Below are 26354 nucleotides of genomic sequence, written 5' to 3' on the forward strand. Positions count from 1 at the left end.
GAAATATTCTCTTTTAAGAAATTATCTTTTATTTCCGGAAAAGTCTTAAATTTTACTATATTTATGGTACAATTTTAATCGGAAAACGCGTTCGCTGAATTATGGTAAATATTTACATATGAAAGGTACTCTGAATCCGCTTTCTTGACGAAGAAGTGGTCGAGGAGTAAAATTAAGTTTGTTAAGTGTCATTGGATTAAAGGTTTATTTTCAGCTTTCAGGCCGCTTAACAAACACTGTATTTATTGTAATTCATCGATCGTAATCATCGTTTAGGGGGAAGAAAGATGTCATCAAATCGTGAGTTTTTGTACCGCAGGCTTCATTCACTTTTGGGAGTAATTCCAATTGGAGTATTTTTGATCGTTCACCTGACTGTTAACTGGTTTGCCACTCGTGGGCCGGAAGCTTATAATCAGGCCACCACTTTTATGGAGGGACTTCCTTTCCGCTACGTCATGGAAGCATTCATCATTTTCATTCCTATAATTCTCCACGCAGTTTATGGTTTATACATTGCTTTCCAAGCGAGAAACAACACATCTAAATATGGATACTTCCGCAACTGGATGTTCCGTTTACAGCGTGTTACTGGAGTCCTGGTGCTGATTTTTATTACCTGGCACGTCTGGGAAACACGTGTAGCTGCTGCATTCGGCGCAGAAGTAAATTTCCAGATGATGGAAGATATCGTTTCCAACCCTGTAGCGCTTATTGCTTACATTATTGGTATTACCGCAACAACTTTCCATTTCGCAAACGGCCTCTGGTCCTTTGGGGTAACATGGGGTATTACTATTACGCCAAAATCTCAGCGTATTTCCAGTTTCGTAAGCTTAGCAGTATTTTTAGCGCTGACGTTTATCGGTATCCGTTCCATCCTCGTATTCGCAGGTATCTAGCATAATAGAAGGAGTGTCGTATCATGAGTAAAGGTGATGTGATTGTTGTCGGCGGCGGACTGGCCGGATTAATGGCAACAATTAAAGCAGCAGAAAAAGGTAAGCACGTGAAATTATTTTCAATCGTTCCTGTAAAACGTTCTCACTCTGTATGTGCACAGGGAGGAATTAATGGAGCGTTAAATACAATGGGGGAAGGCGATTCCACCTGGGAACATTTTGATGACTCTATATACGGAGGAGACTTTCTTGCGAATCAGCCGCCGGTAAAGGCGATGGCAGATGCAGCGCCTGGAATTATTCATCTTCTGGACCGCATGGGAGTTATGTTTAACCGGACACCGGAAGGGCTTTTATCACTTCGGCGTTTCGGAGGAACTCAGCATCACCGTACAGCTTATGCCGGTGCGACTACCGGCCAGCAGCTTTTATATGCCCTTGACGAGCAGGTGCGCCGTCATGAAGCCAACGGTCTTGTAACAAAATATGAGGGCTGGGAATTTCTTCACGCAGTACTTGATGATGATGGTGCCTGCCGCGGTATTACAGCGCAGAACCTGAATTCTTCCGAGATTGAATCTTTCCGGTCCGATGCTGTAATTATGGCAACCGGCGGTCCTGGAATTGTGTTCGGTAAGTCAACGAATTCCATGATCAATACAGGGTACGCTGCTGCGGCTGTGTACGAGCAGGGTGTATATTACGCGAATGGGGAATTTATTCAAATTCACCCAACTGCGATCCCGGGAGACGATAAACTTCGTCTGATGAGTGAATCTGCCCGAGGAGAAGGCGGCCGTGTATGGACATATGATGAAAACGGTAAGCCGTGGTACTTCCTGGAAGAAAAATATCCAGCTTACGGAAACCTTGTCCCGCGTGATATTGCAACACGTGAAATTTTCCACGTATGTGTGGATCTAAAGCGTGGTATTAATGGAGAAAACATGGTATACCTGGATCTTTCCCATAAGGATCCAAAGGAACTCGACATAAAGCTTGGCGGTATTATGGAAATTTACGAAAAGTTCATGGGCGACGATCCGCGTAAAGTTCCGATGAAAATTTTCCCTGCGGTTCACTATTCAATGGGCGGCCTTTGGGTGGATTACGATCAAATGACAAATATCCCTGGTCTTTTTGCTGCCGGCGAAGTGGATTATTCTATCCACGGTGCAAACCGCCTCGGCGCAAACTCGCTTCTTTCTTCTATATATGGAGGAATGGTTGCCGGGCCGAATGCGGTGAATTATATTAATGATCTGGAGCATTCTGCTGAGGACCTTCCAAGCGAAATTTATGATCGTCAAGTGAAAGAAGACCAGAATCTTTTCGATAAAGTTCTCAATATGAAAGGGAACGAAAATGCGTTCCAGATTCATCAGGAGCTTGGGCAGCTGATGACGGAGAATGTTACTGTTGTCCGTGATAATAAGAAGCTTAAAGAAACAGATGAAAAAATCAAGGAACTGCTGGAACGCTTTGAAAATATTAATTTGGCTGATACAGCAAAATGGACGAATCAGAGTGCGATGTTTGTCCGTCAGCTGAAATCTATGCTGAACTTAGCGCGCGTAATTACCATTGGCGCCTACAACCGTAATGAAAGCCGGGGGGCACACTATAAGCCGGAGTTCCCTGAGCGTAATGACGAAGAATGGCTCAAGACTACGAAGGCGAAGTATAACCCTGTCACTAAAGATCCTGAGTTCGAGTACGAAGAGGTTGATACTACATTAATTAAACCTCGTAAGCGTGACTATAGTGCGAAGAAAAAGGCGGGTGAGAAAGCATGACTACAGAAACACAAAATAAAATGATTGAAATGATCATCGTCAGGCAGGCTGATCCAGAAAGTGAACCTTTTGAAGAAAAGTTTTCCATTCCTTACCGCTCGAATATGAACGTGATTTCAGCTCTCATGGAAATTCGCCGTAACCCTGTAAATGCTGCCGGTGAAGATACTACCCCGGTAGCATGGGATGCAAGCTGTTTGGAAGAAGTCTGCGGCGCCTGCTCTATGATCATAAACGGAAAACCCCGTCAGTCATGTACTGCATTGATTGATAAATTGGAGCAGCCGATCCGGCTGGAGCCGATGAATACTTTTCCAATCATGCGGGACTTAACGGTAGACAGAAGCCGAATGTTCGATTCGCTGAAAAGGGTAAAGGCCTGGGTACCAATCGATGGCACGTATGATCTTGGACCGGGACCGCGTATGCCGGAAGCAAAACGCCAGTGGGCGTATGAACTTTCCAAATGTATGAGCTGCGGTGTATGTCTTCAGGCATGCCCGAATGTGAATGATAAAACTGAATTTATCGGTCCAGCAGCACTTTCACAGGTGCGTCTGTTCAATGCACACCCAACAGGTGCAATGCATAAGGCAGAGCGTCTCCAGACAATTATGGATGGTGACGGAGGACTTGCGCAGTGCGGTAACTCACAGAACTGTGTAGAATCCTGCCCGAAAGAAATTCCATTGACAACTTCTATTGCAGCCTTGAATAGAGAAACTACGCTGCAGTCGTTTAAAAACTTCTTTGGTTCTGACAATACTGTGTGATCTGCATCATAATCTCCGGCCGTTCTTTTAAAGGACGGCCGGTATTTAACAATTATTATGAATGAACAATCATTCAATAAAGGGAGTGAATATAATGGCAACACCTGTATACATAGAAAATTTTGAAAGCTGGCAGGAAGACTTTAGTTATTTTGATTCTATTTCTGTGCGTTTTTCTGAAACAGATGCTTTCGGGCACGTAAACAATACAGTGGCTTTTATTTATTTTGAACAGGCGAGAATTAATTATTTTTATTCCCTCGGCTTAATGGATGAGTGGGTGAAAGGGCCTTATATGATAGTAACCGGAGATCTGCAGTGTGATTACCGGCGCCAAGTAGCGTTTGGAGATAAACTACAGGTAGGAGTGAAAATTGCTTCCATTGGCAGAACTTCCATTGATGTACATTACCTTGTGAAGAACCAAAAGAATCAAATATGTATGACAGGCAGGGGGAGGATTGTGCAGGTGGAAAAAAAGACAGGCGCTTCCACTCCGTGGCAGAACGAATTATTAGGAATGCTGGAAAAAGCATAACTACTTGCACCGTCTTTTCGAACTCGATATGATAAAGAGATAAGACAGCAGGAGGCGGGCAGTATGGATGGAACTTTCTCAGTGACGAAAGCGCTTAATAATAACGTGGTTATATGCGAAGCGTCTTCCGGCAGTGAGGCGATTTTTATTGGGAAAGGCATCGGCTTCGGAAAAAAGCGGGGAGATACGTTTGATGAGACTACGTACGACAAAGTCTATTCCCTCGTCAGTGAACAGGAAAGAGAGCAGTATTCAAAGCTGGTCACCCGGGAAACAGAAGAAACAATGCTGTTAATTCATGAAGCCATCTCAAGAATTCATGACGCAATAGGGAGGCAGCTGAACGAAAGAACTTTATTTGCGCTGACACAGCATATTGTGCTTGCACTGCAGCGGACCAGGGATCAAACAGAAATTCAAAATCCCTTCCTGATTGAAACGAAATGGCTGTATCATGAGACATATGGTATCGCAGAGGAAGTAGTTGCATTTATAGAGGCGGAGACAAAAGTGAAGCTCCCCGAAGCAGAAATCGGCTTTATTACGCTTCATATTCAAAGTGCGATAGATCCGCCGGACAGGCATGCACCCGATCTAATTACAAGGTGCATCCACTATGCAGAGGAAAAATTGGAAAAGGCTTTTATAAGAGATTCAGAAGCGTTCCGGCGTCTCGTGCAACATCTGCGCCAATCGGCAGAGCTTCCTCTTACCAGCCCGGAAACAAATATTGATCATCAGATATATTTATTGTTGAAAAAAGAACATCCGCTGTGCTACAATATTTCTCGGAACGTTATCCGCATGATTGAGAAATCTACAGGTGTTCCCGCGGCAGAAAGAGATATTGTACAGACAATGTTTTATCTGCTTACAGCGGCTTCCTATTCATATGAAAATGCGTAATTTACGTGTTACTGATACGATCAGGCATAAGTAAATGAGCAGGATTATCAGTGTACTGGCAGTATTCCGATAAATTCCTCCGTTTACTTATGTCTTTTTTTATGTGCAGAAACTTGCGAATGAAAGCGTTCATTTGTATGATAAGAAGCAGGTACATGATGATTTCCTTTTCATCGGAAATAAAAATAAATTTCAACTAATTTGAAGGAGTGTTTTAACATGGCAGAACAAACTTACAAAATCACAGCAGAAACAGGGATTCACGCTCGACCAGCTACACAGCTCGTTAACAAAGCAGGACAGTATGAGTCTGAAATTACACTTGAATACAAAGGGAAATCTGTAAATCTTAAATCTATCATGGGCGTAATGTCTCTTGGTGTCGGCCAGGGTGCGGAAGTAACAATCAAAGCGGAAGGCCCAGATGAAAAAGAAGCACTCAGCGCGCTTGATGAAGTAATCAAGAAAGATCTGGCTGAATAATGAGTAAAACGCTGACGGGAATTGCAGCTTCTGCTGGAATCGCCATCGCAAAAGCTTTCCGCTATGAAGAGCCGGACCTTACGGTAGAAAAGAAAACAGACGTAGATGTTAAATCTGAAATCCAGACTTTTGACGCTGCACTTGAAAAATCAAGAGCAGAGCTGGAGGACATTAAGACAAAAACAATGGAAAGCATGGGCGAAGAGCATGCGGAGATTTTTTCTGCGCACCTGCTTGTCCTGCGTGATCCGGAATTTGTTGATGCGATCCGCCAAAAAGTACAGGACGATGCTGTCAATGCTTCGTTCGCACTTGATGAACTTACTACACAGTTCGTTACTATGTTTGAGAGTATGGACAATGAATATATGCGCGAAAGAGCTGCAGATATCCGTGACGTTTCCAAGCGTCTGCTTTCTCACCTTCTCGGTAAGCCAATTGTCTCTCTGGCAGAGCTGAATGAAGAAGTAATTATTGTGGGAGAAGATTTAACACCATCTGACACTGCGCAGCTGAACAAAGAATTTGTAAAAGGATTTGTCACAAATATCGGCGGACGTACTTCACACTCTGCGATTATGGCAAGATCCCTGGAAATTCCTGCGGTCGTAGGGACGAAAACAGTCACTTCTGATACAGCACAGCATGCCACAGTAATTATAGATGGCATTTCAGGAACGGTGATTATCGATCCTTCCCCGGAAGAATTGAAAGAATACGAAGAAAAGCATAAGCAGTATGAAGAACAGAAAAAAGAATGGGCGAAGCTGAAAAATGAACCTTCTGTTTCTAAAGACGGCACCCATGTAGAACTTGTTGCAAATATTGGTACACCGGAAGATCTTGTAGGTGTTCATGATAATGGCGCTGAAGGTGTCGGTCTTTACCGGACGGAGTTCCTGTATATGGGAAGAGATGATTTCCCTACAGAAGAAGAGCAGTACGAGGCTTATAAGAAAGTCGTGGAATCTCTTGATGGGAAACCGGTAGTGATTCGAACGCTTGATATCGGTGGAGATAAGGAACTTTCCTACCTTGATCTTCCGGAGGAAATGAATCCGTTTCTTGGGTTCCGTGCGATTCGGCTCTGTCTGGAAATGACGGATATGTTCCGCACACAGCTCCGTGCTTTATTAAGAGCAAGTGCCTTCGGCAACCTGAAAATCATGTTCCCGATGATTGCAACTCTGCAGGAATTCCGTGAAGCAAAAGCTTTGCTTGAGGAAGAAAAGCAGAAGTTAATTTCTGAAGGGGTCGAAGTGAGCGAGGAGCTGGAAGTGGGTATAATGGTAGAAATACCATCTACCGCAGTGATGGCTCCGCAGTTTGCGAAAGAAGTTGATTTCTTCAGTATCGGTACGAATGATTTGATTCAGTACACGATGGCTGCCGATCGTATGAATGAAAGAGTATCTTACCTGTATCAGCCATACAGCCCGGCTATTTTAAATCTTGTGAAGATGGTAATTGATGCCTCTCATAAAGAAGGAAAATGGACTGGAATGTGCGGCGAAATGGCAGGAGACGAGGTAGCAATTCCTTTACTCTTCGGTCTCGGCCTGGATGAATTCAGCATGAGTGCTACTTCCGTGCTTCCTGCACGAAGCCAGCTGCTGCAGCTGACGAAAGAGGAAGCTGCGCAGGTGGCGGAACAAGCACTGACGCTGCAGACGGCAGAAGAAGTTCAGGACCTGGTAGAAAAGAAATTCTTATAAATATGTTTATCCGCTCTCTGATCTTTCAGGGGGCGGTTTTTTAAAAGAACGAAAGCATCAAGCCCATGCGCATATGCGTGAAAAAATGTGTGAAGATTACCCGGTATTCAGTCGGTGCTTTTTCCGCGGCAAGGGGAGAAATTGAAGCTGTATGAAGTTTTTTTTAGTAAATGGATGATCTACTGTCGTGCTATTAGGCAGTACATAAAATAAACATAAAGGATTATTCGCTGACCTGGAAAGTCCAATGAGAAATTAGAGATATTCACAAAAATGATAAAAAATATTTATAAAATATTCATTAAATTATCCAATTTAGGAAGAGACCCTGTTAAAATGAAGAAGATCAAAGATGAGAAAGTGCAAATTTTCTCTGGGGACTTTGGGTAATTATTTAAAAAGGACAACATAAAAAGATAATATTCGCTTTTCAACGAAAGGGAGAGGGAAATGACAAATAAGCAGGAAGCTTTAAAAACAGATCTGGAGCAGGTAGCGGTAATCGAAAAATCATTACGAATGGTTTCAGATATAATCAAGCAGAAGGGGCGGGAAATTTTAAATGAATTCCCTATTACGCCGCCGCAGTTTATTGCGCTCCAATGGCTTCATGAGTTTGGAGATATGACAATTGGGGAACTTTCTTCAAAAATGTACCTTGCCTGCAGCACGACCACAGATTTAATCGATCGTATGGAAAAAAATGAACTGGTCGAACGTGTCAAAGATACAAATGACCGAAGAGTTGTGCGAATTCACCTGCTGGATAAAGGAAAGAAAATTATTCGTGAAGTGATCCAGCAGCGCCAGGTGTATTTACAGAATGTGCTTGAAGATTTTTCGCAGGATAACGTAGACTTTTTAGAGCAAAGCTTAAATGTTCTTCTTGAAGAAATGAAAAAAGATGCAGAAACATGGAAATCATTTTAAAGATGGAAAGAGGAAGTTGATGTGAAAGCAGAAGATTTGCAGACGCGGCCGATTGGTGTGATCGACTCCGGTGTCGGCGGTTTAACAGTGGCTTCCGAACTGATGCGGCAGCTGCCGAAGGAAGAGATTATTTATGTAGGGGATACATCCCGCTGTCCTTATGGACCGAGGCCTGAGGAAGAAGTAAGGTCTTATACATGGGAAATGATAGATTATTTACGTACGAAAAATATTAAATTACTTGTCATTGCCTGCAACACTGCTACGGCAGTCGTACTGGAAGAAGCCAAGCGCCTGCTTCCCTTTCCTGTGCTCGGAGTAATTCATCCAGGTGCAGTCGCAGCATTGAAAGTCACTAAGCAGGAGCATATTGGGGTAATAGGAACAGAAGGAACAATTTACAGCGGTGCCTATCATAAAGAACTTACAAGTATTAACAACCGGGTCCGCGTGGTAAGCCTGGCCTGCCCGACACTTGTACCTCTCGTGGAATCAGGTGATTTCAAAGGTGAAGCTGCAGAAAACATCGTAAAAGATGCACTTGCGCCGATGCTTTCGTATGAAATTGACAGCTTAATTCTCGGATGTACGCATTATCCGCTGCTTGCGCCGCTGGTGAAAAAAGTAGTAGGCGCTGAGGTGGAAGTGATTTCTTCCGGTGACGAGACAGCGCGTGAAGTAAGTTCACTTTTATATTTTAAAGATCTCCAATATAACGGAGATCGCGTGCCGGAACATCAGTTTTACACAACAGGCGGACTGAGGGCATTTGCACAGATTGCCGAAAGCTGGCTGCTGAAAAAGCAGCCGATATATGAGCTGGATCTGCAGTCTGTAAGTCAGTACACAACGTAAGGAGTGTGCTGGCTTTTTTGCTGTCCAGGAAATGAAAAAGTTACTTTTCTGCAGTCAAAAAGCTTGGCGTATGAGTGGAATGGGAAGGAACCATGCTCCACCACCATAGATGAGTCGCATAAAATGCAGGCGCTTTTGTTTTTTTCGGCAGTGGGCAGGCGGCAAAAATGAATTAATGGAATTTCGGCGTTTTAAAAATGAGAAAAACATGCCAGTGCGGGAATAAACGGCTTACGCGGGAGTAAAGTCTGTTCAAAAGGAGTAATTCACCATAAGGCGGGAGTTATGCGCTGCATCATGAGAGTAAATCAGCAAATAAACATTAAGCAGGCAAAAATTAACCTTGTAATGAGAACTTTTATGTTTTTGGTGCTGTTACCGTACATCGTTACCAGAAACGGGTGCGTCACTCTAGACTGCCTGTCGAAAAAGCATCAGCTGTCAGAGTAAACAAATTCGAATTCAAAATATTTTTTCTCTGCGCAGAAACATATTTTTTTCAGGTTTCTGTATCATTTAAAATTTTCAAATGGTGTTGATTTACGCAGTAATAAACACTGAATTTCTATGAAGAGCCTTTATATCGAAGCTGTCGAGAGTTTGAAAATTTGCAGAGGAACACGTATGATAATGGAGAAAGAAAATCGATCTTAATAAATGTATTTTTTGAAGGAGAGTGACAATATGCGCGCAAATGACCGGCAGCCGCATGAGAAACGTGAAATTGAAATTGTGCCACATTACATTAAACATCCGGAAGGATCTGTATTAATTTCATTTGGTGATACAAAAGTTATCTGTTCTGCAAGTGTGGAGGACAGAGTGCCTCCATTCCTCCGAGGAAAAGGGCAGGGATGGATTACAGCAGAATATGCCATGCTTCCCCGGGCGACTTCACAGCGGAATATAAGAGAATCTTCTAAAGGAAAAGTGGCCGGCAGAACGATGGAAATTCAGCGGCTGATCGGAAGAGCGCTGCGGTCTGTAGTTGACTTGGAAAAACTGGGTGAAAAAACAATCTGGGTGGACTGCGATGTCATTCAGGCAGACGGCGGGACAAGAACTGCTGCTATTACAGGGGCATTCACCGCAGTAGGTCTTGCTGTAGAAGAAATGCTGAAAAAAGAAAAGATTAAAGAAAATCCACTGACTGGTTTTCTTGCTGCTGTATCTGTCGGCATGACGAACGAAGGCAAGGCAATTCTTGATTTGGATTACCAGGAAGATTCTACCGCAGATGTTGATATGAACGTAGTAATGAAAAGCGGAGGAAGACTTGTAGAAGTGCAGGGAACTGGAGAAGAAGCAACATTTTCCCGTGCAGAACTGAATCAGATGCTGGATATGGCAGAAACAGGCATCAATGAATTATTTGCTGCGCAGAAAGAAGTGCTTGGGAACTTCGGTGAAAGCCTCGCAGAAAGTGAAAGAAAAGAGGAAACGACAAATGCTACATGAAATTTTTATCGCTTCGAATAATAAAGGGAAAATAGCCGAATTCAAACAGTTTTTTCAGAAAAAGGGGATTGAAGTAAAGTCTCTGCAGGATCTGCCTGAATCAATAGATGTAGTGGAAGATGGAGAGACCTTTGAAGCAAATGCCCAAAAAAAAGCAGAAGAAATCGGCAAGAAGTTTAATATCGCTGTCCTCGCTGATGACTCAGGCCTGGAAGTAGATGCGTTGAACGGAGCGCCGGGGGTATATTCTGCCCGGTATGCCGGAGAAGAAAAAGATGATGCAGCTAACAATCAGAAGCTGTTAAAAGAATTATCGGAGGAAAATAATCGTACTGCCAGGTTTGTCTGCGCATTGGCAATCTATCGTCCCGGGAACGAAACAAAAATTGTCAGAGGCACAATTGAAGGAGAAATCGGTAAAGAAATGCACGGCAGCCACGGGTTTGGTTATGATCCTTTATTTTATGTCACTTCTGAATCACGTTTTATGGCGGAGCTGACCAGGGAAGAGAAAAATATGCTTAGTCATCGGGCAAATGCACTCCACAAATTAGACAATGAATGGAATTTACTTTAAACAAAACAGGAGGGTTCATGTTGAAGGTACTAATCATGAGCGACAGTCATGGGTGGAGGGAAGAAGTAGCAGAAGTTATCCACCGTCATGCTGACGAAGCAGCAGGGATTATTCACTGCGGAGATTCTGAATTGCAAGCAGACGCCGAAGTATTTGAAGAAACGCAGGTAGTTCGTGGAAACTGTGATATGGATGGAGCGCTTCCGGAAGAAATAAAGAAAAAATTCGGGTCCCTGACTTTTTTTGTCGCCCACGGCCACTTATTGAATGTGAAAACTACAGCGATGAATTTGTTGTATAAGGCCGAGGAAACAGAAGCGGATATTGTATGCTTCGGACATACGCATGTGCCTGCAGCTGTGCAGGAGAAGGGGAAAATTTTAATTAACCCCGGCAGCATGCGCCTTCCAAGGGAATATCCTGAGGGAACTTATGTATTGCTGGAGCATTCTGAAAACGTGGTCCGTGTGAATTTTTATGATATGAAAGGCAACCAGGTAGAAGAACTTTCAAAAACTTTTTCAGTATAAGGTTGACACATTCGAAGGAATTGTTTATATTAAGTATTGTCGCTGAAACAAAAACATGGTGACAGCAATTCCTTCTTTTACATAATGAAATATGTCTCAGTAGCTCAGCTGGATAGAGCAACGCCCTTCTAAGGCGTCGGTCGCAGGTTCGAATCCTGCCTGGGACGCCATTTACTCAAGTAACGCCTTCTTTTATTCTTCCTTTATATACAGGGAGAAAAAAGAAGGCTTTTTTTGTGTTTGCCCTGCTAATGTTCAGCATGATAGGAAGGGACAGCCCAATGAATCCCGAACGGTCTTTCTCCTGACCCTTGGGCAGAGAAAAGGATCTTCAGTCTCCGCCGGACGCTTTGCAGAGGGAATTTTTCAAGGGAAATGGTGGATAAATACCAATCGGATTCTGTATGCAAGCTGCCGTTGCAGAAGATCGAATTCTGAAGGATTATGAAAAATCTGAAGAACCTTCCGGACAGATCAGCTGTGAGGCTCTCTTCCGGAACGAGCCCATTAGAGACAAAAGCTTAAAACCGTATGCTTATATAGAAGTAGTCTTTTTTCAACGGACTGAAAAAACGACCTGCATCAGCAGGCCGTTTATTTTATCCTTCATTATTTTCCATATCTGTTTCGATACCATCTTCTCCATCATCGAAGTTATTGTTTACACCGTTCTCTTCTTCGATTTCAGTGGTATTTACACCATTTTCTCCATTATCAAAATCATCATTTACATCATTTCCGCCGCATGCAGCAAGTGAACCTAGTACAAACATGCTGGAAAGTGCAGAAATCATCATTTTCTTTTTCATTATTATACCTCCTCCTTAATATTAGCTCCAACAGCTTTTTATTAAGCTGCAGGCTGTCTTTATTACTATCTTTAACACAAGTTTGCTGTAGTTAAACGTAAAATTTATTTAGAGATGTGAATGTTCCTATGTATTCCTACGCAGTAAAGGCGCAATGGAAGACTTTCCAGGAAATTCTGGCAGGCGAGAAATTTCCTTCACGTATATTGGGACAGAAATATAGAAAAGTGGAAGCATCATAGAAAAATAAAAAGGAGTTCCTGCCTAAAGAAAAGAATACTTATTTACGAAGACTGTCGATAAGAGAAACGTCACTGCTGCGGGACGCAGAGAAGTACGTACACAGTCTGAGAACACGTTTTGCGAAGAACGGCAGGATAGTTCTTAAAAGAAAAGCTTCCGGGCAGGCATTTGTCCAGAGTGGAATGCAGCAGGAATTCTTCAAATTCATAAAGAGTTTTGTTTTTATAGTATCTGGCTTTGGTTTTATACAGCCTCAAACAGGGTAAAAAGTATTTAATCTTTAATGGCGTAAATCTAAGTAATGATTGTAAGATTGTCTTTCATACCGGCAATTGGTACACTGTAAGGATAATGATCATTACAACTACATAAAGGAGGTGAAATGATGGGAAATCAGAAGCGCGAAGATAATGTAGTGCTGTTTCCTGGACTAATACCGAGGCTTGTGGAAAGAGGAATGACTGCGCTCAAGGAAAAAAGATATTATGATGCCTTATCCTGTTTTCAGCAGACGACAGATCTGGAAGAGGGACATCCCCAGGCAAGGTATGGACTGGTGATAACCAACATAGAACTGAACCGGCTTTCGCAGGCGAAGGAACACTGCAAGTCAATGCTGGAAGAAGGTATTGGGGAGTATTATGAAATACTTCAGGTGTATATATCTATTCTTGTGCAGCTCGGACACTACGAAGAAGTCGTCACCATGCTTGAAGGAGTAATTGAAGAAGAAAAAATGCCGGCAGATAAAGCAGAATCTTTTTATCAGCTGCTGCAGTTTGCAAGGCAGATGTCGGGAGATTCGGGCGAAGTTGAAGAAGAACTTGAAGAACCGGTGTTTGCGCCTCCTGCCGAGGAACTTTTACATCAGCTGGAAAAAGGGGATGTCGATCAGCAGCTTGGTGCAATTCAGCAGCTGAGCAAGTATGATATAAACAACGTAAAAGAGACATACCGGAAGTTTTTGGCGGATGAAGAGCAGAATCCTGTATTAAAAAGTTATATATTGCAGCTGTTAAAAGAATTAGGCTGTGAGGATACATTTGAAGTACATAAATTTAACGAGAAGTATGAAGTACATATTGCCAGCCTGGAAGAAGTATTCCATGAAAGGTTCGGCCGTGCAGTTTTTGAAAGACTGGAAGATGAACTGGCACAGGAGAATCCAACAATGCTAAGTATGATCGGGCAGATGTGGTGGCATTTTCTTTTCGCCATTTATCCAAAGTCCCCACAGCCGAGAGATGTAAACGTCTGGGCATGCGCGCTCCACCGCACCGGAAGACATATGCTTGGGGAAACAGCGGAAGATGTTACAAAGTTGTACGAGGTGGAACTGCAGGAAGTTGAAGAAGCAGAAAAATTGCTTCAGGAAATGGAAGCGATCGTTCTTCCCACTGAAAACTAACATACATAACTTGCACTGCTGTGAAAGAATCAAATAGAAATCGTTGAAATGATATAGCGCTATGTTATAATAGAATGGTTGTCAACAAAGGTAAACGATAAAATTGAACATGAATGTTGGAGGGAATATATCCTATGTCAGTAAATTGGGAAAAGCAAGAAGGTAATACAGGCGTTTTAACTGTGGAAGTTGACAGTAAGCGTGTAAACAAAGCACTTGATGAAGCGTTTAAAAAAGTTGTTAAATCGGTAAACGTACCAGGTTTCCGTAAAGGAAAGGTACCTCGTCCGATTTTTGAACAGCGCTTCGGTGTAGAAGCACTTTATCAGGATGCACTGGATATTCTTCTTCCGGAAGCTTATGGAGAAGCTGTGGAAGAAGCAGGAATTGATCCAGTAGATCAGCCGGAAATCGATCTCGATGATATGGCGAAAAACGAACCGCTTACGTTCCGTGCTACTGTAACAGTAAAGCCGGAAGTAGAACTTGGTGAGTATAAAGGCCTGGAAGTAGAAGAAGAAACTATAGAAGTTACAGACGAAGAAGTGGATGAAGAAATCACCCGCCTGCAGAACGAACATGCGGAACTGTCTGTTGTTGAAGACGGGGAAGTACAGGAAGGCGACACTGTCGTAATGGACTTCGAAGGTTTTGTGGATGGAGAAGCGTTTGAAGGCGGTCAGGCGGAGAACTATTCTCTTGAAATCGGCTCCGGTCAATTTATTCCCGGCTTTGAAGAAAAGCTTGTAGGAGCGAAAGCGGGAGAAGAAACGTCTGTAGACGTGGAATTCCCGGAAGAGTATCACTCTGAGGATCTTGCTGGCAAGCCGGCAACGTTTAAAGTAACAGTACACGACATTAAACGAAAAGAACTGCCTGAGCTTGATGATGAGTTTGCAAAAGATGTAGATGAGTCCTACGAGACATTTGAAGACATGAAAAAAGCTATCCGCGAGCGTCTTGAAAATGAGAAAAAGCAGCAGGCAGAAATGGCTGTAAAAGATAAGCTTGTAGAAAAAGCTACAGAAAATGCAACAATCGATATTCCGGAAGCTATGATCAACACAGAGATTGACCGCATGCTTCAGGAATTTGGACAAAGACTTCAGTCTCAGGGAATGTCCCTTGACATGTACTACCAGTTCGCACAGACAGATGAAGAAGGAATGAAAGAGCAGTTTAAGGAAGATGCAGAAAAGCGTGTACGCATGAACATGACGCTTGAAGCTATTTCTAAAGCTGAAAATCTGGAAGCTTCTGAAGAAGATGTGGAACAGGAACTTGAAAAAATGGCTGAAATGTATCAGCGTCCAGTGGACGAGATCAAGCAGCTTCTTGCTATGCAGGGCGGCACAGACGTCCTGAAGGGTGATCTTCAGATCCGTAAAGCAATTGAATTTCTTGAAGAACAAAGCAAAAAAGTTCCAGCAACAGAATAATAATTTATAAAAGAGCAAGGCACGGGAATTTCGTGCCTTGCTCTGTCCATACATAATGATGATTTGACAATTGCGAACTGCCTCCATTACGCTGGGCAAACCTGAAACTAAGGCGAGAGGCTATTAATAGGAAGCAGCCGTAAATTATGATACAATTTACATGTTGAATAACTCGTTCAGGCCTATCCTGTATTATGCGCTTTTAATCTGCTGCATTTTCCGGCTAAGTCTTCTTTATAAAGAGATATGTTTTGAGTATTCGCCAATCGTATGTTTCAATACTTACTAAGAGGGGTGAAAGTTGATGTTTAAATTTAATGAAGAAAAGGGACAACTTAAATGTTCTTTCTGCGGCAAAACACAGGATCAGGTACGTAAACTTGTTGCTGGCCCAGGTGTATATATATGTGATGAGTGTATTGAACTCTGCACGGAGATTGTGGAAGAGGAACTTGGCTCTGAAGAGGAAGTGGAGCTGGAGGATATTCCGAAGCCGCAGGAGATCCGTGATATCCTGAATGAATATGTTATCGGGCAGGATAAGGCGAAAAAGACTCTTTCTGTAGCCGTCTATAATCATTATAAGCGTATTAACGCAAGCAGTAAAAATGACGAAGTAGAACTTGCGAAAAGTAATATTTGTCTGATTGGTCCGACTGGAAGCGGGAAAACACTTCTTGCGCAGACGCTCGCACGTATCCTGAATGTTCCGTTTGCAATTGCAGATGCGACTTCTCTCACAGAGGCAGGCTATGTAGGGGAAGATGTAGAAAATATCCTGCTGAAACTGATTCAGGCCGCAGATTATGATGTGGAAAAAGCAGAACGCGGCATCATTTATATCGATGAAATTGATAAAGTTGCCCGTAAATCTGAAAACCCATCCATCACCCGTGATGTTTCCGGGGAAGGTGTTCAGCAGGCGCTGCTGAAAATTCTTGAAGGTACTACTGCAAGTGTACCTCCGCAGGGAGGACGCAAGCATCCTCATCAGGAATTTATCCAGATTGATACTACCAATGTGCTGTTTATTATCGGCGGTGCGTTTGATGGCATCGATGCTATTATTAAACGCCGTCTCGGTAAGAAAATCATTGGTTTCGGCTCTGAGACAGAAACGTCCCAGCTGGAAGAGCACCAGTATCTATCGAAAATTCTTCCGGAAGATCTGCTGCGCTACGGCCTGATCCCTGAATTTATCGGACGTATGCCTGTAATCGCAAGTCTGGAATATCTGGACGAAGAGGCACTCGTAGAAATTCTGACCGGTCCGAAAAACGCACTGGTAAAGCAGTACAAAAAACTGCTTGAATTAGATGATGTGGAGCTTGAATTCACAGAAGAAGCTTTGAAAGAAGTAGCACATCTGGCAATTGAACGTAAAACAGGAGCCCGGGGTCTGCGCTCGATTATTGAATCTCTTATGCTCGATGTAATGTATGATCTGCCTTCCCGTGAGGATATTGTAAAATGTATCATTACCGGAGAAACTGTGGCAGATAACAAAGCACCGACGCTGATTGATGAAGATGGCAGCGAGATCCAGATTGAACCGAAAGAAAGCGCGTAAACAACCATAGTGTAAGGTGTGCAAAACCGGCGTTGGAGAACAAATCCGGAGGGCGTCCTGCGCCTTTCCGGATGACGCCCGGTATGCATGCCTTTTTTTGTTTCCTGCGTGTATAAAAAGTGGCTGCCATTTAAAAACAAAGCGCAGCACTTTTGCTGTGACGATAAAATATAATATTTCAAATTCATGTGTCAGAATTTGATTTTATGGAGGTGCAATCTATGTCAAATGAAATGAAAACAATCCCACTTCTGCCTCTCCGCGGACTGCTTGTGTATCCGACGATGGTGCTGCATCTGGATGTTGGACGCAAAAAATCTGTCAGCGCACTGGAGCAGGCGATGGTGGAAGATAACTTTATCTTTCTTCTTACGCAGAAAGAAGTAGCGACAGAAGAGCCGAATGATAAAGATTTATATACGGTAGGTACCGTGGCGAAAGTAAAACAGATGCTCAAGCTTCCGAACGGAACCATCCGTGTCCTGGTGGAAGGAATTGAACGGGGGCGTGTAAAATCCATCAATCATGGAGAAGATTTCGCTTCAGCCGAAATTGAAACGATCGATGAGCGGCAGGAAGCTACTGTAGAAGAGCAGGCTTTAATGCGTAATGTGCTGGAGCAGTTCGAGCAGTATACCCAGATCTCCAAGAAAATTTCCCAGGAAACATTCGCTTCCGTAGCAGATATTGTAGAGCCCGGCCGGCTGGCAGATATTGTTTCCTCCCATCTGCCATTAAAAATAGTCCAGAAGCAGGAAGTGCTGGAGACATTGTCCCTGGATGAAAGGCTGAAGCTGATGCTGCGGATTCTTTCCAATGAGCGGGAAGTGCTCGGCCTGGAAAAGAAAATTGGCCAGCGAGTAAAGAAGTCAATGGAACGTACGCAGAAAGAATACTACCTGCGGGAGCAGATGAAAGCGATTCAGAAAGAACTGGGAGACGGCGCAGGCAAAGAAAGCGAAGCAGAAGAACTGCGGGAGAAAATTTACGACGCCGAAATGCCGGAGGCCGTGGAAGAAAAAGCATTGAAAGAACTGCAGCGCTATGAAAAAATGCCTGCCAATGCTGCCGAAAGCTCTGTGATCCGTAATTACATTGAATGGCTCGCGCAGATTCCATGGAGTGAAGAAACAGAAGATCTGCTTGATATTCACCGCTCTGAAGACATTTTAAATGAAGACCATTACGGTTTGGAGAAAGTAAAGGAACGAGTGCTGGAATACCTTGCAGTTCAGCAGCTGACCCGTGAATTAAAAGGGCCGATTCTTTGTCTGTCCGGGCCTCCCGGCGTAGGGAAAACTTCGCTTGCCCGTTCGATTGCACGGTCCCTCGACCGTAAGTTTGTGCGTATGTCTCTCGGCGGTGTCAGAGATGAAGCGGAAATCCGCGGTCACCGAAGAACATATGTCGGAGCGATGCCGGGAAGAATTATTCAGGGTATGAAAAAAGCAGGCACAGTCAATCCTGTTTTCCTGCTGGATGAAATTGATAAAATGGCGAATGATTTCCGGGGAGACCCATCTTCTGCACTGCTGGAAGTACTCGATCCGGAACAGAATAATACGTTCAGTGATCACTTCATTGAAGAGCCGTATGATTTATCTAAAGTAATGTTTGTAACGACAGCGAATAATATCGGCGCCATTCCAGCTCCGCTGCGTGACAGAATGGAAATTATTCATATTGCCGGCTATACAGAAGTAGAAAAGCTGGAAATAGCAAAAGCCTACCTGCTTCCAAAGCAGATCAGAGAACATGGTCTTTCCAAAGGAAGCATGCAGGTGCGCGACGAAGCACTGCTGAGCATTATCCGTTATTACACAAGAGAAGCAGGGGTGCGGAATTTGGAGCGCCAGCTTGCTACTGTCTGCCGGAAAGCGGCAAAACAAATCGTTTCCAAAGAAAAGAAGCGTGTCGTAGTTACGGAAAAAAATATTGAAGACCTGCTCGGAAAGAAAACATTCCGCTATGGAAAAGCGGAGCTCGAGAATCAGGTGGGCGCAGCGACCGGCCTTGCATACACTACTGCCGGTGGAGATACGCTCACAATTGAAGTGGCGTTAACGCCTGGTTCCGGAAAACTGACGCTTACCGGAAAGCTTGGGGATGTAATGAAGGAATCAGCACAGGCTGCATTCAGCTATATCCGTACAAGAGCAGAAGAGTTAAATATTGATCCGGAATTCAATAAGAAAAACGATGTCCATGTGCACGTTCCTGAAGGAGCCGTACCAAAGGATGGTCCTTCTGCAGGTATTACAATGGCAACTGCACTGATCTCTGCTTTAACAGAAGTCCCTGTGAAAAAGGAAGTTGGGATGACAGGAGAGATCACCCTCCGCGGCCGGGTACTCCCGATTGGCGGTTTAAAAGAAAAATCAATGAGCGCACATCGAGCGGGACTGACGCATATTATTATGCCGAAGGAAAACGAAAAAGATTTGGATGACATTCCGGAAAGTGTCCGGAAAGACTTAACTTTTATCCCGGTGTCTCATTTGGACGAAGTACTAAAACATGCATTAGTGGGGAAAAAATAATGAAAATAAAAACTGCAGAATTAACAATCAGCGCAGCCAGAGTGGATCAGTTTCCGAGCAATCCTGCACCGGAGATTGCACTCTCCGGGCGTTCCAATGTAGGAAAGTCTTCTTTTATTAATACACTGCTTGCCCGGAAAGGACTTGCGAGAACTTCGCAGCGTCCTGGAAAAACGCAGACACTGAATTACTACTGGCTGAATGAACGATTTCACTTTGTGGATGTTCCTGGTTACGGTTATGCGAAGGTGTCAAAAAGCGAGCGGGAATCCTGGGGCAAGGTAATGGAAACATATTTTCAGTCGCGTGAACAGCTGAAAGCAGTAGTACAGCTGATAGATGCCCGTCATAAACCTTCTGAAGATGACATGATGATGTATGACTGGCTCAAGTATCACGAACTGCCGGTAATCGTTGTAGCGACGAAAGTGGATAAAGTTCCTAAAAATAAATGGGGCTCCCACACCAAGCGGATTAAAGAAGATTTACAGATGGAGGAAAGTGATCCCTTGATTCTGTTTTCTTCAGAAACTGCCCAGGGAAAAGATAAAGCATGGAGTGCAATTCAAAGTGCACTTTTCGAAAAGTAGAAAGGACGTAAGCGGATGATCCGAGTGGAGGATTTATATAAATCGTTCAATGGCACACCAGTGCTGAAAGGGATAGACCTTACTGTACAGGAAGGTGAAGTAGTCTGCCTGATCGGTTCGAGTGGTTCCGGGAAAAGCACTTTGCTTCGCTGCCTTAACTTTCTTGAAGAAAAAGACAGCGGCGTGATCGAGATTGGCGGAGAGCGTTTTGAAGCCGGCGGAAAAAATATTAACAAACTTCGGCAGCGGGTCGGTATGGTCTTTCAGCACTTTCACCTTTTTCCGCATAAAACCGTCCTGGAAAATGTGATGGAAGCCCCGGTTCATGTAATGAGTATCCCGAAAAAAGAAGCGGTGCAAGAAGCAGAGGCACTGCTGCAGAAAGTAGGACTTCAGGATAAGCGGGATGTTTATCCTGCAAGTCTCTCCGGCGGCCAGCAGCAGCGGGTAGCGATTGCAAGGGCACTTGCGATGAAGCCGGAAGTGATGCTTTTTGACGAACCTACTTCTGCTTTGGATCCGGAGCTTGTCGGTGAAGTACTCGATACGATGAAGCAGCTTGCAAAAGAAGGAATGACCATGATCATTGTCACGCATGAAATGAATTTTGCGAGAGAAGTGGCCGATTATACCATGCTGATTCACGAAGGGCGAATTGTAGAAAGCGCCCCTTCCAAAGAGTTGTTTGCAAATCCGAAAGAGGAGCCGACCAAGGCGTTTTTAAGTAAAATTCTTTCGTAATGATCTCTTCCTGAACACTGTGCGGTTGTACAGAAATCAGGAGGGGGTTATTTTTTTATGTGAACAGCACAAAAAAACAGCTGAAGGTTTCTCCACCGTTAAAAAAATAAACAGCCGCAGACAATTACAGCACTTACAGAGATTGCAGTCATAAAAAAACTTCTTGTACTGTTATTACTTTTTACAAGTAACAGTACAAGAAGGAAGAAAGCTGAATATTAATTTATCTGGATTATTTCCCGTCAGCGAGGACTTCTAATGCCTGTTTTACCGTAGAATAGAAGTTCCCACGGCTTACATTAATTCCACTCTGTACTACTTTTAATACAGTTTCCGGGCGCATCCCAGTCGTAACTACTGAAATGCCCATTAATTTTAGAATTCTGCCTATCTGGTCAAAGGTATAAATGACCTCGGGAGTTACTTCAGAAATTCCCGAATAATCAGCAATTACTACTTCCGCTCTCATTTTAACAATAGCGGGCACAGTTTCTTCCATCATATATCTTGTTCGTTCCGGAGTAATGTTCCCTATAATGGGAACAATTACAATACCCTGCTGTACAGGAACAATAGGTGCCGAAAGCTGTAAAAGCTCTGCTTCCTGTTTTTGTCTGTATTCTTCGGAAAGCTGCTCATAGCTGTGGAATGTTTCCATCAAGCTGGCATCCAGCAGCTGGTTAATTTTCTTTAACAGCATACTGTGCTGCTGCAGCGTGAGGGTAAAGGAGATGCTGAGTGCAGTAAGCAGGTCTGAGAACACATCGCGTGTAGGAGGATAGCGTCTCACGATTTTGGAGATGCTCTCTGCAGAGGTAACTTGTCTTTCTGCATTTTGCTTGCTCCATGCAAGCATTGATTCAGGCACCGCTTCTTCACTTTGATTCAAAATTGAAAAGCTGAAAAACTCAAAAAAATCAGTATACATAATTACAGCTTCTTCCCGTTCCCGAGAGGAAATAGAAAGCTTCATTTTTTGAAGTACCTGTGAAACGACTTGTTTCGCAAGCGTTGCTTTATTATCACGCAGATAAATGGAAATTTCCTCATTATAAGACATTCGCAGCACACCTTTGGGGTTGGTCTTCCTCTAAATGTAAGGGAAGCCTCGTTCGGATGCAAGGGCAAATGAAAAGAAATAAAAAAACAGGGAATTTTCCCACCTTTACAGCAGGCATTATGAATGAAACTGTAGAAGAGAATCACACAGAGATACCTTTATCCTCTGCATATATAAAAGCTCCCTCTGTTTCAGAGGGAGCTTTTAAAAATTTGGGTCTGGTGTTGATAGAAGAAAGGTACGCCTGCGCGGAGAAAACCTTCCGCTTGCCCTCTGAATAAGCAGGGTTCCGAGCAGCCAATCCAAGCATGACAAAGACCGTTTTGCTTGGATGCAAGATATCGGCTGGCTTCCCACCTGCTTTTTGAGAATAATAACTACAGGGAATTAATAACCATAAAAATAAACTGATTTTAATCATACAGGGGCCTCAACATGAACATAGCTGAAAACTTTAATATCTGCGTCCTTTTCTGCTTCTTCCAAAAAAGATTAAATATACTCCTGCGATAATAAATAAAAGCGGCCAGAAGGGAAGGACAGCTTCAGGAATAAACTGAAGCAGCTGCAGAAGATGAGCAGAAAACAAAGCGGCTGCTGTAATTGCCAGGAGAATCAATCCAGTGCCGAGCCCATCACGTTTATTTACGAAATATTTAAGCAGAAAGGCGATGCCGATCACGAGAGTAAAATAAGGCCAGTCGTGCTGCCACAACTGGAACGTGTAGGAACCGTGGAACAACACACCGAGTCCCGTAAGCACAGCTCCGGAAAACATATGCTGGGCGTCTTTATTGGAGAACCCGAGCCACATTAATACTGCGCCGATTCCAAGCAGTATCGTCGGCCAGCGGAGAAGTTCTTCAGTAAACGGAATAGCCACTTCCCACTGCCCTGCAAGAAAATACAAACCTGTTACAAGGAGAATGATACCTGGAAGAATATTATTGGATTTCATAAAAGTGCCCCTTTAAAGAAGATTTGCTGTTAAAATAACAGGAGAAATAATTAGTAAGTCTGAAGGCGCAGGAGATTACTTTTTTTCTTTGCCAGTAAGTAATAGCAGTGGACGGATACGTTAGTAAATACATACAACAAGCGACACAAATCCTTCATAAAAAGAAAAGCTTAATCTCTAACGGAGCCAGATTAAAAATGTTATAATGTAAAAAGAATAATAAATAGCGAAAAACAGATGCGAATCTTGTAAGACATATTAAAATCGTGTAGAATTAATATCGGTTAAAATCAGGGGGTGTACCCGCAGTTATGCATATATTAGTAACCAGTTTGAATTATAAATCAACTCCAGTGGAAATACGAGAGAAATTTACATTCACTAATGATACGGAGGCAGCTTTAAAAACACTGCGGCAGTCCAAAAGTATTCTTGAATGTGTCATTGTTTCTACTTGTAACCGCACGGAGTTGTATATTGTAGCTGACCAGCTGCATACCGGGCGTTATTATACGAAATTATTTCTTCAGGAATGGTTTAATATTGATAAAGAAGAATTCAGCCACTATCTTCAGGTTCGTGAAGATGAACATGCGATTGAACACTTATTCCGTGTGACAGCAGGACTGGATTCAATGGTTCTCGGCGAAACGCAGATTCTTGGGCAGGTAAGACAGAGTTTTGATCTCGCCAGAAGCACCGGTACGACCGGAACAGTATTCAACCATCTATTTAAACAGGCGGTCACCGTTGCAAAACGGGGGCATTCTGAAACAACAATCAATGCGAACGCAGTCTCTGTCAGCTACGCAGCTGTAGAACTCGGGAAAAAAATCTTTGGTGATTTCAAAGATAAGCAGGTTCTTGTAATGGGTGCCGGCAAAATGAGTGAACTGACAGCACAGCATCTTACTTCCAGCGGAGTTTCCAACATTACGGTAATGAACCGTACGAAAGCCAAGGCGGAAGAGCTTGCTGCAAAATTTTTCGGGAAAGCGGAAAGCATGGATACGCTGCAGGATTCATTGACGCAGACAGACATTCTTATCAGCTCTACCGGTTCTAAAGATTATGTGATCCGCAAAGAAGAAGTAAAGAACCTGCTGAAGAAACGAAAAGGCCGTCCGCTGTTTCTCGTGGATATTGCAGTGCCGCGTGATCTGGATCCGGAACTTGCGGAGCTGGAGAATGTATATTTATATGATATTGATGACCTGCAGGGAATTGTAAATGCGAACCTGGAGGAACGGAAGCAGGAAGCAGAAAAAATTGAGCTGATGATTGAAGAGGAGCTTGTAGCGTTCAGCCACTGGCTGGATACGCTGGGAGTCGTCCCTGTAATCAGTGCACTGCGTTCCAAAGCTGCCACAGTACAGGAACAGACGATGGAAAGCCTGGAGCGGAAGCTATCCAGTTTATCTGACCGGGAGAAAAAACTGATCCGCAAGCATATGAAGAGCATCGTGAATCAGCTGCTCCGCGATCCAATTACTGCACTGAAGGAAATTCCGGAAGAAGAAAGCCCGGAATTAATGCTTGATTATATGACAAAAGCGTTTGGCCTGGAGGAACACGTTCAGGAAGGTGAATCTCCGCTGACGCACGATATAAGAATCAATAAAGCAGAACGGGAATGGAGCATTGAGCAGCGCCGCATGCGCATTGCCGCGCAGGAGAAAGATTTAGTTCGGACGTTTCTCCGATGAATCTGATTTATCTGCTTATCCTGGTATGTTATTCTGCCAGCGTTCTCGGATACTTTATTGATTTCATGCAAAACAACCAGAAGGTCAATCGATTGGCTTTCTGGTTGCTTTCGATTGTCTGGATATTACAGCTGGCGATCTTTTTATGGCGCATCTTTACCTTAGAGCGTGTCCCGCTGATGACTTCCCTGGAGGGCATGTTTATTTATGCATGGATTCTGGTAACAATTTCTCTTATATTAAATAAAATGCTGAAGATGAACGTTTTCATGCTTCTCGTAAACTCGATTGGTTTTACGCTGCTTTCCATCAGCATGATCGCACCGCGCAATGACATTTCCGAAGAGCTGGCACAGGTATTGATTACGGAGTTTCTCGTAGTCCATGTCGGTTTACTGATGTTCTCCTATGGTGCATTTACGATCGCGTTTGCTTTTTCCCTGCTGTATATTGTGCAGCACAAACTTCTTAAGAAAAAGAAGTGGGGCGAGTGGATGGAGAAATTCGGCAGCTTGTCCCGCCTGGAAAGAAACTCTTATTATGCTTCGCTCATAGGGGTGCCGCTTTTATTTACGGGGCTGATTTTAGGAATTGTGTGGGCCTCCGTAACCGTGGGTGCAGTTCCGTGGTTCGATCCGAAAATTATTTCTTCTTTTTTCGTAATGATCGTGTATGGGGTTTACCTGGTACAGTACCAATTTATGAAAAGAAGAGGTTACAGTGTGGCGCTGCTGAACGCTGCGGCGTTTCTGATTTTATTAATTAATTACTTTTTGTCCAGTGCCTTTTCAGAATTTCATATCTGGTAAGAGGCGCGGAATCTTTTATTCATGATACAATAGATGCGGAAAAAGAAGCATACAGCTTTAAGGAGGCAGTCAAAACTATGCGTACAATCGTGATCGGCTCACGCCGAAGCAATCTGGCGATGACCCAGACAAGATGGGTGATTGATCAATTTAAAAAACTGAATGTTCCTTATGAATTCGAAATCAAGGAAATAGTAACAAAAGGGGATAAAATTCTGGACGTTACACTTTCGAAAGTCGGAGGAAAAGGACTTTTCGTAAAGGAAATAGAGCAGGCAATGTATGATAAGGAAATTGATATGGCTGTCCACAGCATGAAAGACCTTCCATCTGAAATTGCAGAAGGCTTAACTGTAGGAGCAGTTCCGGAGAGAGAAGATCCGCGGGATGCGTTTATTTCCAACAGCGGGGCAAAACTTCTGGATCTGCCGGAAGGCGCAGTGGTCGGTACGAGCAGTCTCCGGCGCGGTGCCATGGTATTAATGCAGCGTCCAGATATTAAAATTCAGTGGATCCGTGGAAATATTGAAACCCGCCTGCGTAAGTGCCGGGAAGAAGATTTTGACGCGATCATTCTCGCAGCTGCCGGGCTTAAGCGTGTCGGCTGGGATCCTTCGATCGTGTCCGAATTTCTTCCTCCGGAAACATGTCTTCCGGCAGTTGGACAGGGGGCACTTGGAATTGAGTGCCGTGCAGATGATACCGAGCTTCTGGAACTGCTGAAGAAAATTGATGATCCTGATACAGCGAGAACGACTGCGGCAGAGCGGTCCTTCCTGCATACAGTAGAAGGCGGCTGCCAGGTGCCGATTGCAGGCTACGCAACACTGACAGAGGATAATCAGGTGAGTCTTACCGCGCTCGTAGCTTCACCGGACGGCAAGCAGGTATTTAAGGAACAGATCACGGGCCATGATCCTGTAGCTATCGGAAAACAGGCAGCTGAAAAAATGCTTGCAGAAGGCGCAAAAGAGGTACTCGATAAGGTGAAAGCAGACCTCGAAGAGTAGAGGAGAGA

The 26354-nt window shown here is 43.7% G+C and carries 25 protein-coding genes and 1 tRNA gene; 22 read left to right on the plus strand and 4 right to left on the minus strand.

Annotated elements, in window-relative coordinates:
• Positions 1–287: 287 nt before the first annotated feature.
• The 13 genes from BLP92_RS05160 to BLP92_RS05220 all read left to right on the plus strand — a co-directional run bounded on the left by BLP92_RS05160 (position 288) and on the right by BLP92_RS05220 (position 11633).
• Positions 288–902: a succinate dehydrogenase cytochrome b558 subunit gene (locus BLP92_RS05160; RefSeq protein ID WP_090841287.1), complete on the plus strand. Its 615-nt coding sequence runs from the start codon at positions 288–290 to the stop codon at positions 900–902.
• A gap of 23 nt (positions 903–925) precedes the next feature.
• The gene (gene sdhA, locus BLP92_RS05165) at positions 926–2698 is read left to right on the plus strand and encodes a succinate dehydrogenase flavoprotein subunit (protein WP_090841289.1); all 1773 of its coding nucleotides are present in this window, start codon (positions 926–928) and stop codon (positions 2696–2698) included.
• On the plus strand, positions 2695–3471 hold the full coding sequence (gene sdhB, locus BLP92_RS05170) for a succinate dehydrogenase iron-sulfur subunit (protein WP_090841291.1): 777 nt from the start codon (positions 2695–2697) through the stop codon (positions 3469–3471). The genes sdhA and sdhB overlap by 4 nt, the downstream gene beginning before the upstream one ends.
• 94 nt (positions 3472–3565) lie before the next feature.
• Entirely contained in the window at positions 3566–4009 is a 444-nt protein-coding gene (locus BLP92_RS05175; protein WP_090841292.1) for an acyl-CoA thioesterase, read from the plus strand.
• A gap of 63 nt (positions 4010–4072) precedes the next feature.
• Positions 4073–4915, plus strand: coding sequence for a PRD domain-containing protein (locus tag BLP92_RS05180; RefSeq protein ID WP_090841295.1), 843 nt, complete (start codon positions 4073–4075; stop codon positions 4913–4915).
• A gap of 219 nt (positions 4916–5134) precedes the next feature.
• A complete protein-coding gene (locus BLP92_RS05185) occupies positions 5135–5398 on the plus strand; it encodes a phosphocarrier protein HPr (RefSeq protein ID WP_090841297.1) in 264 nt (87 codons plus the stop codon).
• Positions 5398–7113 (plus strand): phosphoenolpyruvate--protein phosphotransferase, encoded by a 1716-nt coding sequence (gene ptsP, locus BLP92_RS05190; RefSeq protein WP_090841298.1) that lies wholly within the window; start codon positions 5398–5400, stop codon positions 7111–7113. Before BLP92_RS05185 ends, ptsP begins: the two co-directional genes overlap by 1 nt.
• Positions 7114–7563: 450 nt before the next feature.
• Positions 7564–8043: a MarR family winged helix-turn-helix transcriptional regulator gene (locus BLP92_RS05195; protein ID WP_090841300.1), complete on the plus strand. Its 480-nt coding sequence runs from the start codon at positions 7564–7566 to the stop codon at positions 8041–8043.
• A gap of 21 nt (positions 8044–8064) precedes the next feature.
• Positions 8065–8898: a glutamate racemase gene (gene racE / locus BLP92_RS05200; RefSeq protein ID WP_244516657.1), complete on the plus strand. Its 834-nt coding sequence runs from the start codon at positions 8065–8067 to the stop codon at positions 8896–8898.
• A gap of 684 nt (positions 8899–9582) precedes the next feature.
• Positions 9583–10356, plus strand: coding sequence for a ribonuclease PH (rph, locus tag BLP92_RS05205; RefSeq protein WP_090841302.1), 774 nt, complete (start codon positions 9583–9585; stop codon positions 10354–10356).
• Positions 10346–10933 (plus strand): XTP/dITP diphosphatase, encoded by a 588-nt coding sequence (locus BLP92_RS05210; protein WP_090841304.1) that lies wholly within the window; start codon positions 10346–10348, stop codon positions 10931–10933. Before rph ends, BLP92_RS05210 begins: the two co-directional genes overlap by 11 nt.
• 17 nt (positions 10934–10950) lie before the next feature.
• A complete protein-coding gene (locus tag BLP92_RS05215; protein ID WP_244516659.1) occupies positions 10951–11463 on the plus strand; it encodes a metallophosphoesterase family protein in 513 nt (170 codons plus the stop codon).
• 93 nt (positions 11464–11556) lie between these two features.
• Positions 11557–11633, plus strand: a tRNA-Arg gene (locus BLP92_RS05220).
• A gap of 429 nt (positions 11634–12062) precedes the next feature.
• On the opposite strand, the gene BLP92_RS05225 is transcribed toward BLP92_RS05220, so the two are convergent.
• A complete protein-coding gene (locus BLP92_RS05225) occupies positions 12063–12272 on the minus strand; it encodes a hypothetical protein (protein ID WP_090841308.1) in 210 nt (69 codons plus the stop codon).
• Positions 12273–12900: 628 nt separating this feature from the next.
• On the opposite strand from BLP92_RS05225, the gene BLP92_RS05230 reads away from it, so the two are divergent.
• The 6 genes from BLP92_RS05230 (at position 12901) to BLP92_RS05255 (ending at position 20803) form a co-directional block, all read left to right on the plus strand.
• Positions 12901–13923: a tetratricopeptide repeat protein gene (locus BLP92_RS05230; protein WP_090841310.1), complete on the plus strand. Its 1023-nt coding sequence runs from the start codon at positions 12901–12903 to the stop codon at positions 13921–13923.
• Positions 13924–14057: 134 nt separating this feature from the next.
• Positions 14058–15362, plus strand: coding sequence for a trigger factor (tig, locus tag BLP92_RS05235; protein ID WP_090841312.1), 1305 nt, complete (start codon positions 14058–14060; stop codon positions 15360–15362).
• Between the two features lie 304 nt (positions 15363–15666).
• Positions 15667–16932, plus strand: coding sequence for an ATP-dependent protease ATP-binding subunit ClpX (clpX, locus tag BLP92_RS05240; protein ID WP_090841314.1), 1266 nt, complete (start codon positions 15667–15669; stop codon positions 16930–16932).
• 221 nt (positions 16933–17153) lie between these two features.
• Positions 17154–19472, plus strand: a complete 2319-nt coding sequence (gene lon / locus BLP92_RS05245) for an endopeptidase La (RefSeq protein ID WP_090841316.1) — start codon at positions 17154–17156, stop codon at positions 19470–19472.
• Positions 19472–20062, plus strand: coding sequence for a ribosome biogenesis GTP-binding protein YihA/YsxC (gene yihA, locus BLP92_RS05250; RefSeq protein WP_090841318.1), 591 nt, complete (start codon positions 19472–19474; stop codon positions 20060–20062). Before lon ends, yihA begins: the two co-directional genes overlap by 1 nt.
• A gap of 15 nt (positions 20063–20077) precedes the next feature.
• On the plus strand, positions 20078–20803 hold the full coding sequence (locus BLP92_RS05255; protein ID WP_090841319.1) for an amino acid ABC transporter ATP-binding protein: 726 nt from the start codon (positions 20078–20080) through the stop codon (positions 20801–20803).
• A gap of 232 nt (positions 20804–21035) precedes the next feature.
• Here the strand turns inward: BLP92_RS05255 and BLP92_RS05260 are convergent, their stop codons facing one another.
• The 3 genes from BLP92_RS05260 to BLP92_RS05270 form a co-directional block, all read right to left on the minus strand.
• Complete coding sequence (locus BLP92_RS05260) at positions 21036–21863, minus strand: STAS domain-containing protein (RefSeq protein ID WP_090841322.1); 828 nt, start codon at positions 21861–21863, stop codon at positions 21036–21038.
• A 142-nt stretch (positions 21864–22005) separates the two neighbouring features.
• Positions 22006–22284 carry a hypothetical protein gene (locus tag BLP92_RS17855; RefSeq protein ID WP_139148918.1) on the minus strand — a complete coding sequence of 93 codons (279 nt, stop codon included), beginning with the start codon at positions 22282–22284 and terminating at the stop codon, positions 22006–22008.
• A 33-nt stretch (positions 22285–22317) separates the two neighbouring features.
• The gene (locus BLP92_RS05270; RefSeq protein ID WP_090841326.1) at positions 22318–22821 is read right to left on the minus strand and encodes a LiaI-LiaF-like domain-containing protein; all 504 of its coding nucleotides are present in this window, start codon (positions 22819–22821) and stop codon (positions 22318–22320) included.
• 311 nt (positions 22822–23132) lie between these two features.
• On the opposite strand from BLP92_RS05270, the gene hemA reads away from it, so the two are divergent.
• The 3 genes from hemA to hemC all read left to right on the plus strand — a co-directional run bounded on the left by hemA (position 23133) and on the right by hemC (position 26346).
• Positions 23133–24527: a glutamyl-tRNA reductase gene (hemA, locus tag BLP92_RS05275; RefSeq protein WP_090841327.1), complete on the plus strand. Its 1395-nt coding sequence runs from the start codon at positions 23133–23135 to the stop codon at positions 24525–24527.
• Positions 24528–24619: 92 nt separating this feature from the next.
• Positions 24620–25336 carry a cytochrome C assembly family protein gene (locus BLP92_RS05280; protein WP_244516660.1) on the plus strand — a complete coding sequence of 239 codons (717 nt, stop codon included), beginning with the start codon at positions 24620–24622 and terminating at the stop codon, positions 25334–25336.
• A 77-nt stretch (positions 25337–25413) separates the two neighbouring features.
• Entirely contained in the window at positions 25414–26346 is a 933-nt protein-coding gene (gene hemC, locus BLP92_RS05285; protein ID WP_090841331.1) for a hydroxymethylbilane synthase, read from the plus strand.
• Positions 26347–26354: the final 8 nt, after the last annotated feature.

This window comes from Alkalicoccus daliensis (assembly GCF_900103955.1).
GTDB classification, from domain to species: Bacteria; Bacillota; Bacilli; order Bacillales; family Salisediminibacteriaceae; genus Alkalicoccus; species Alkalicoccus daliensis.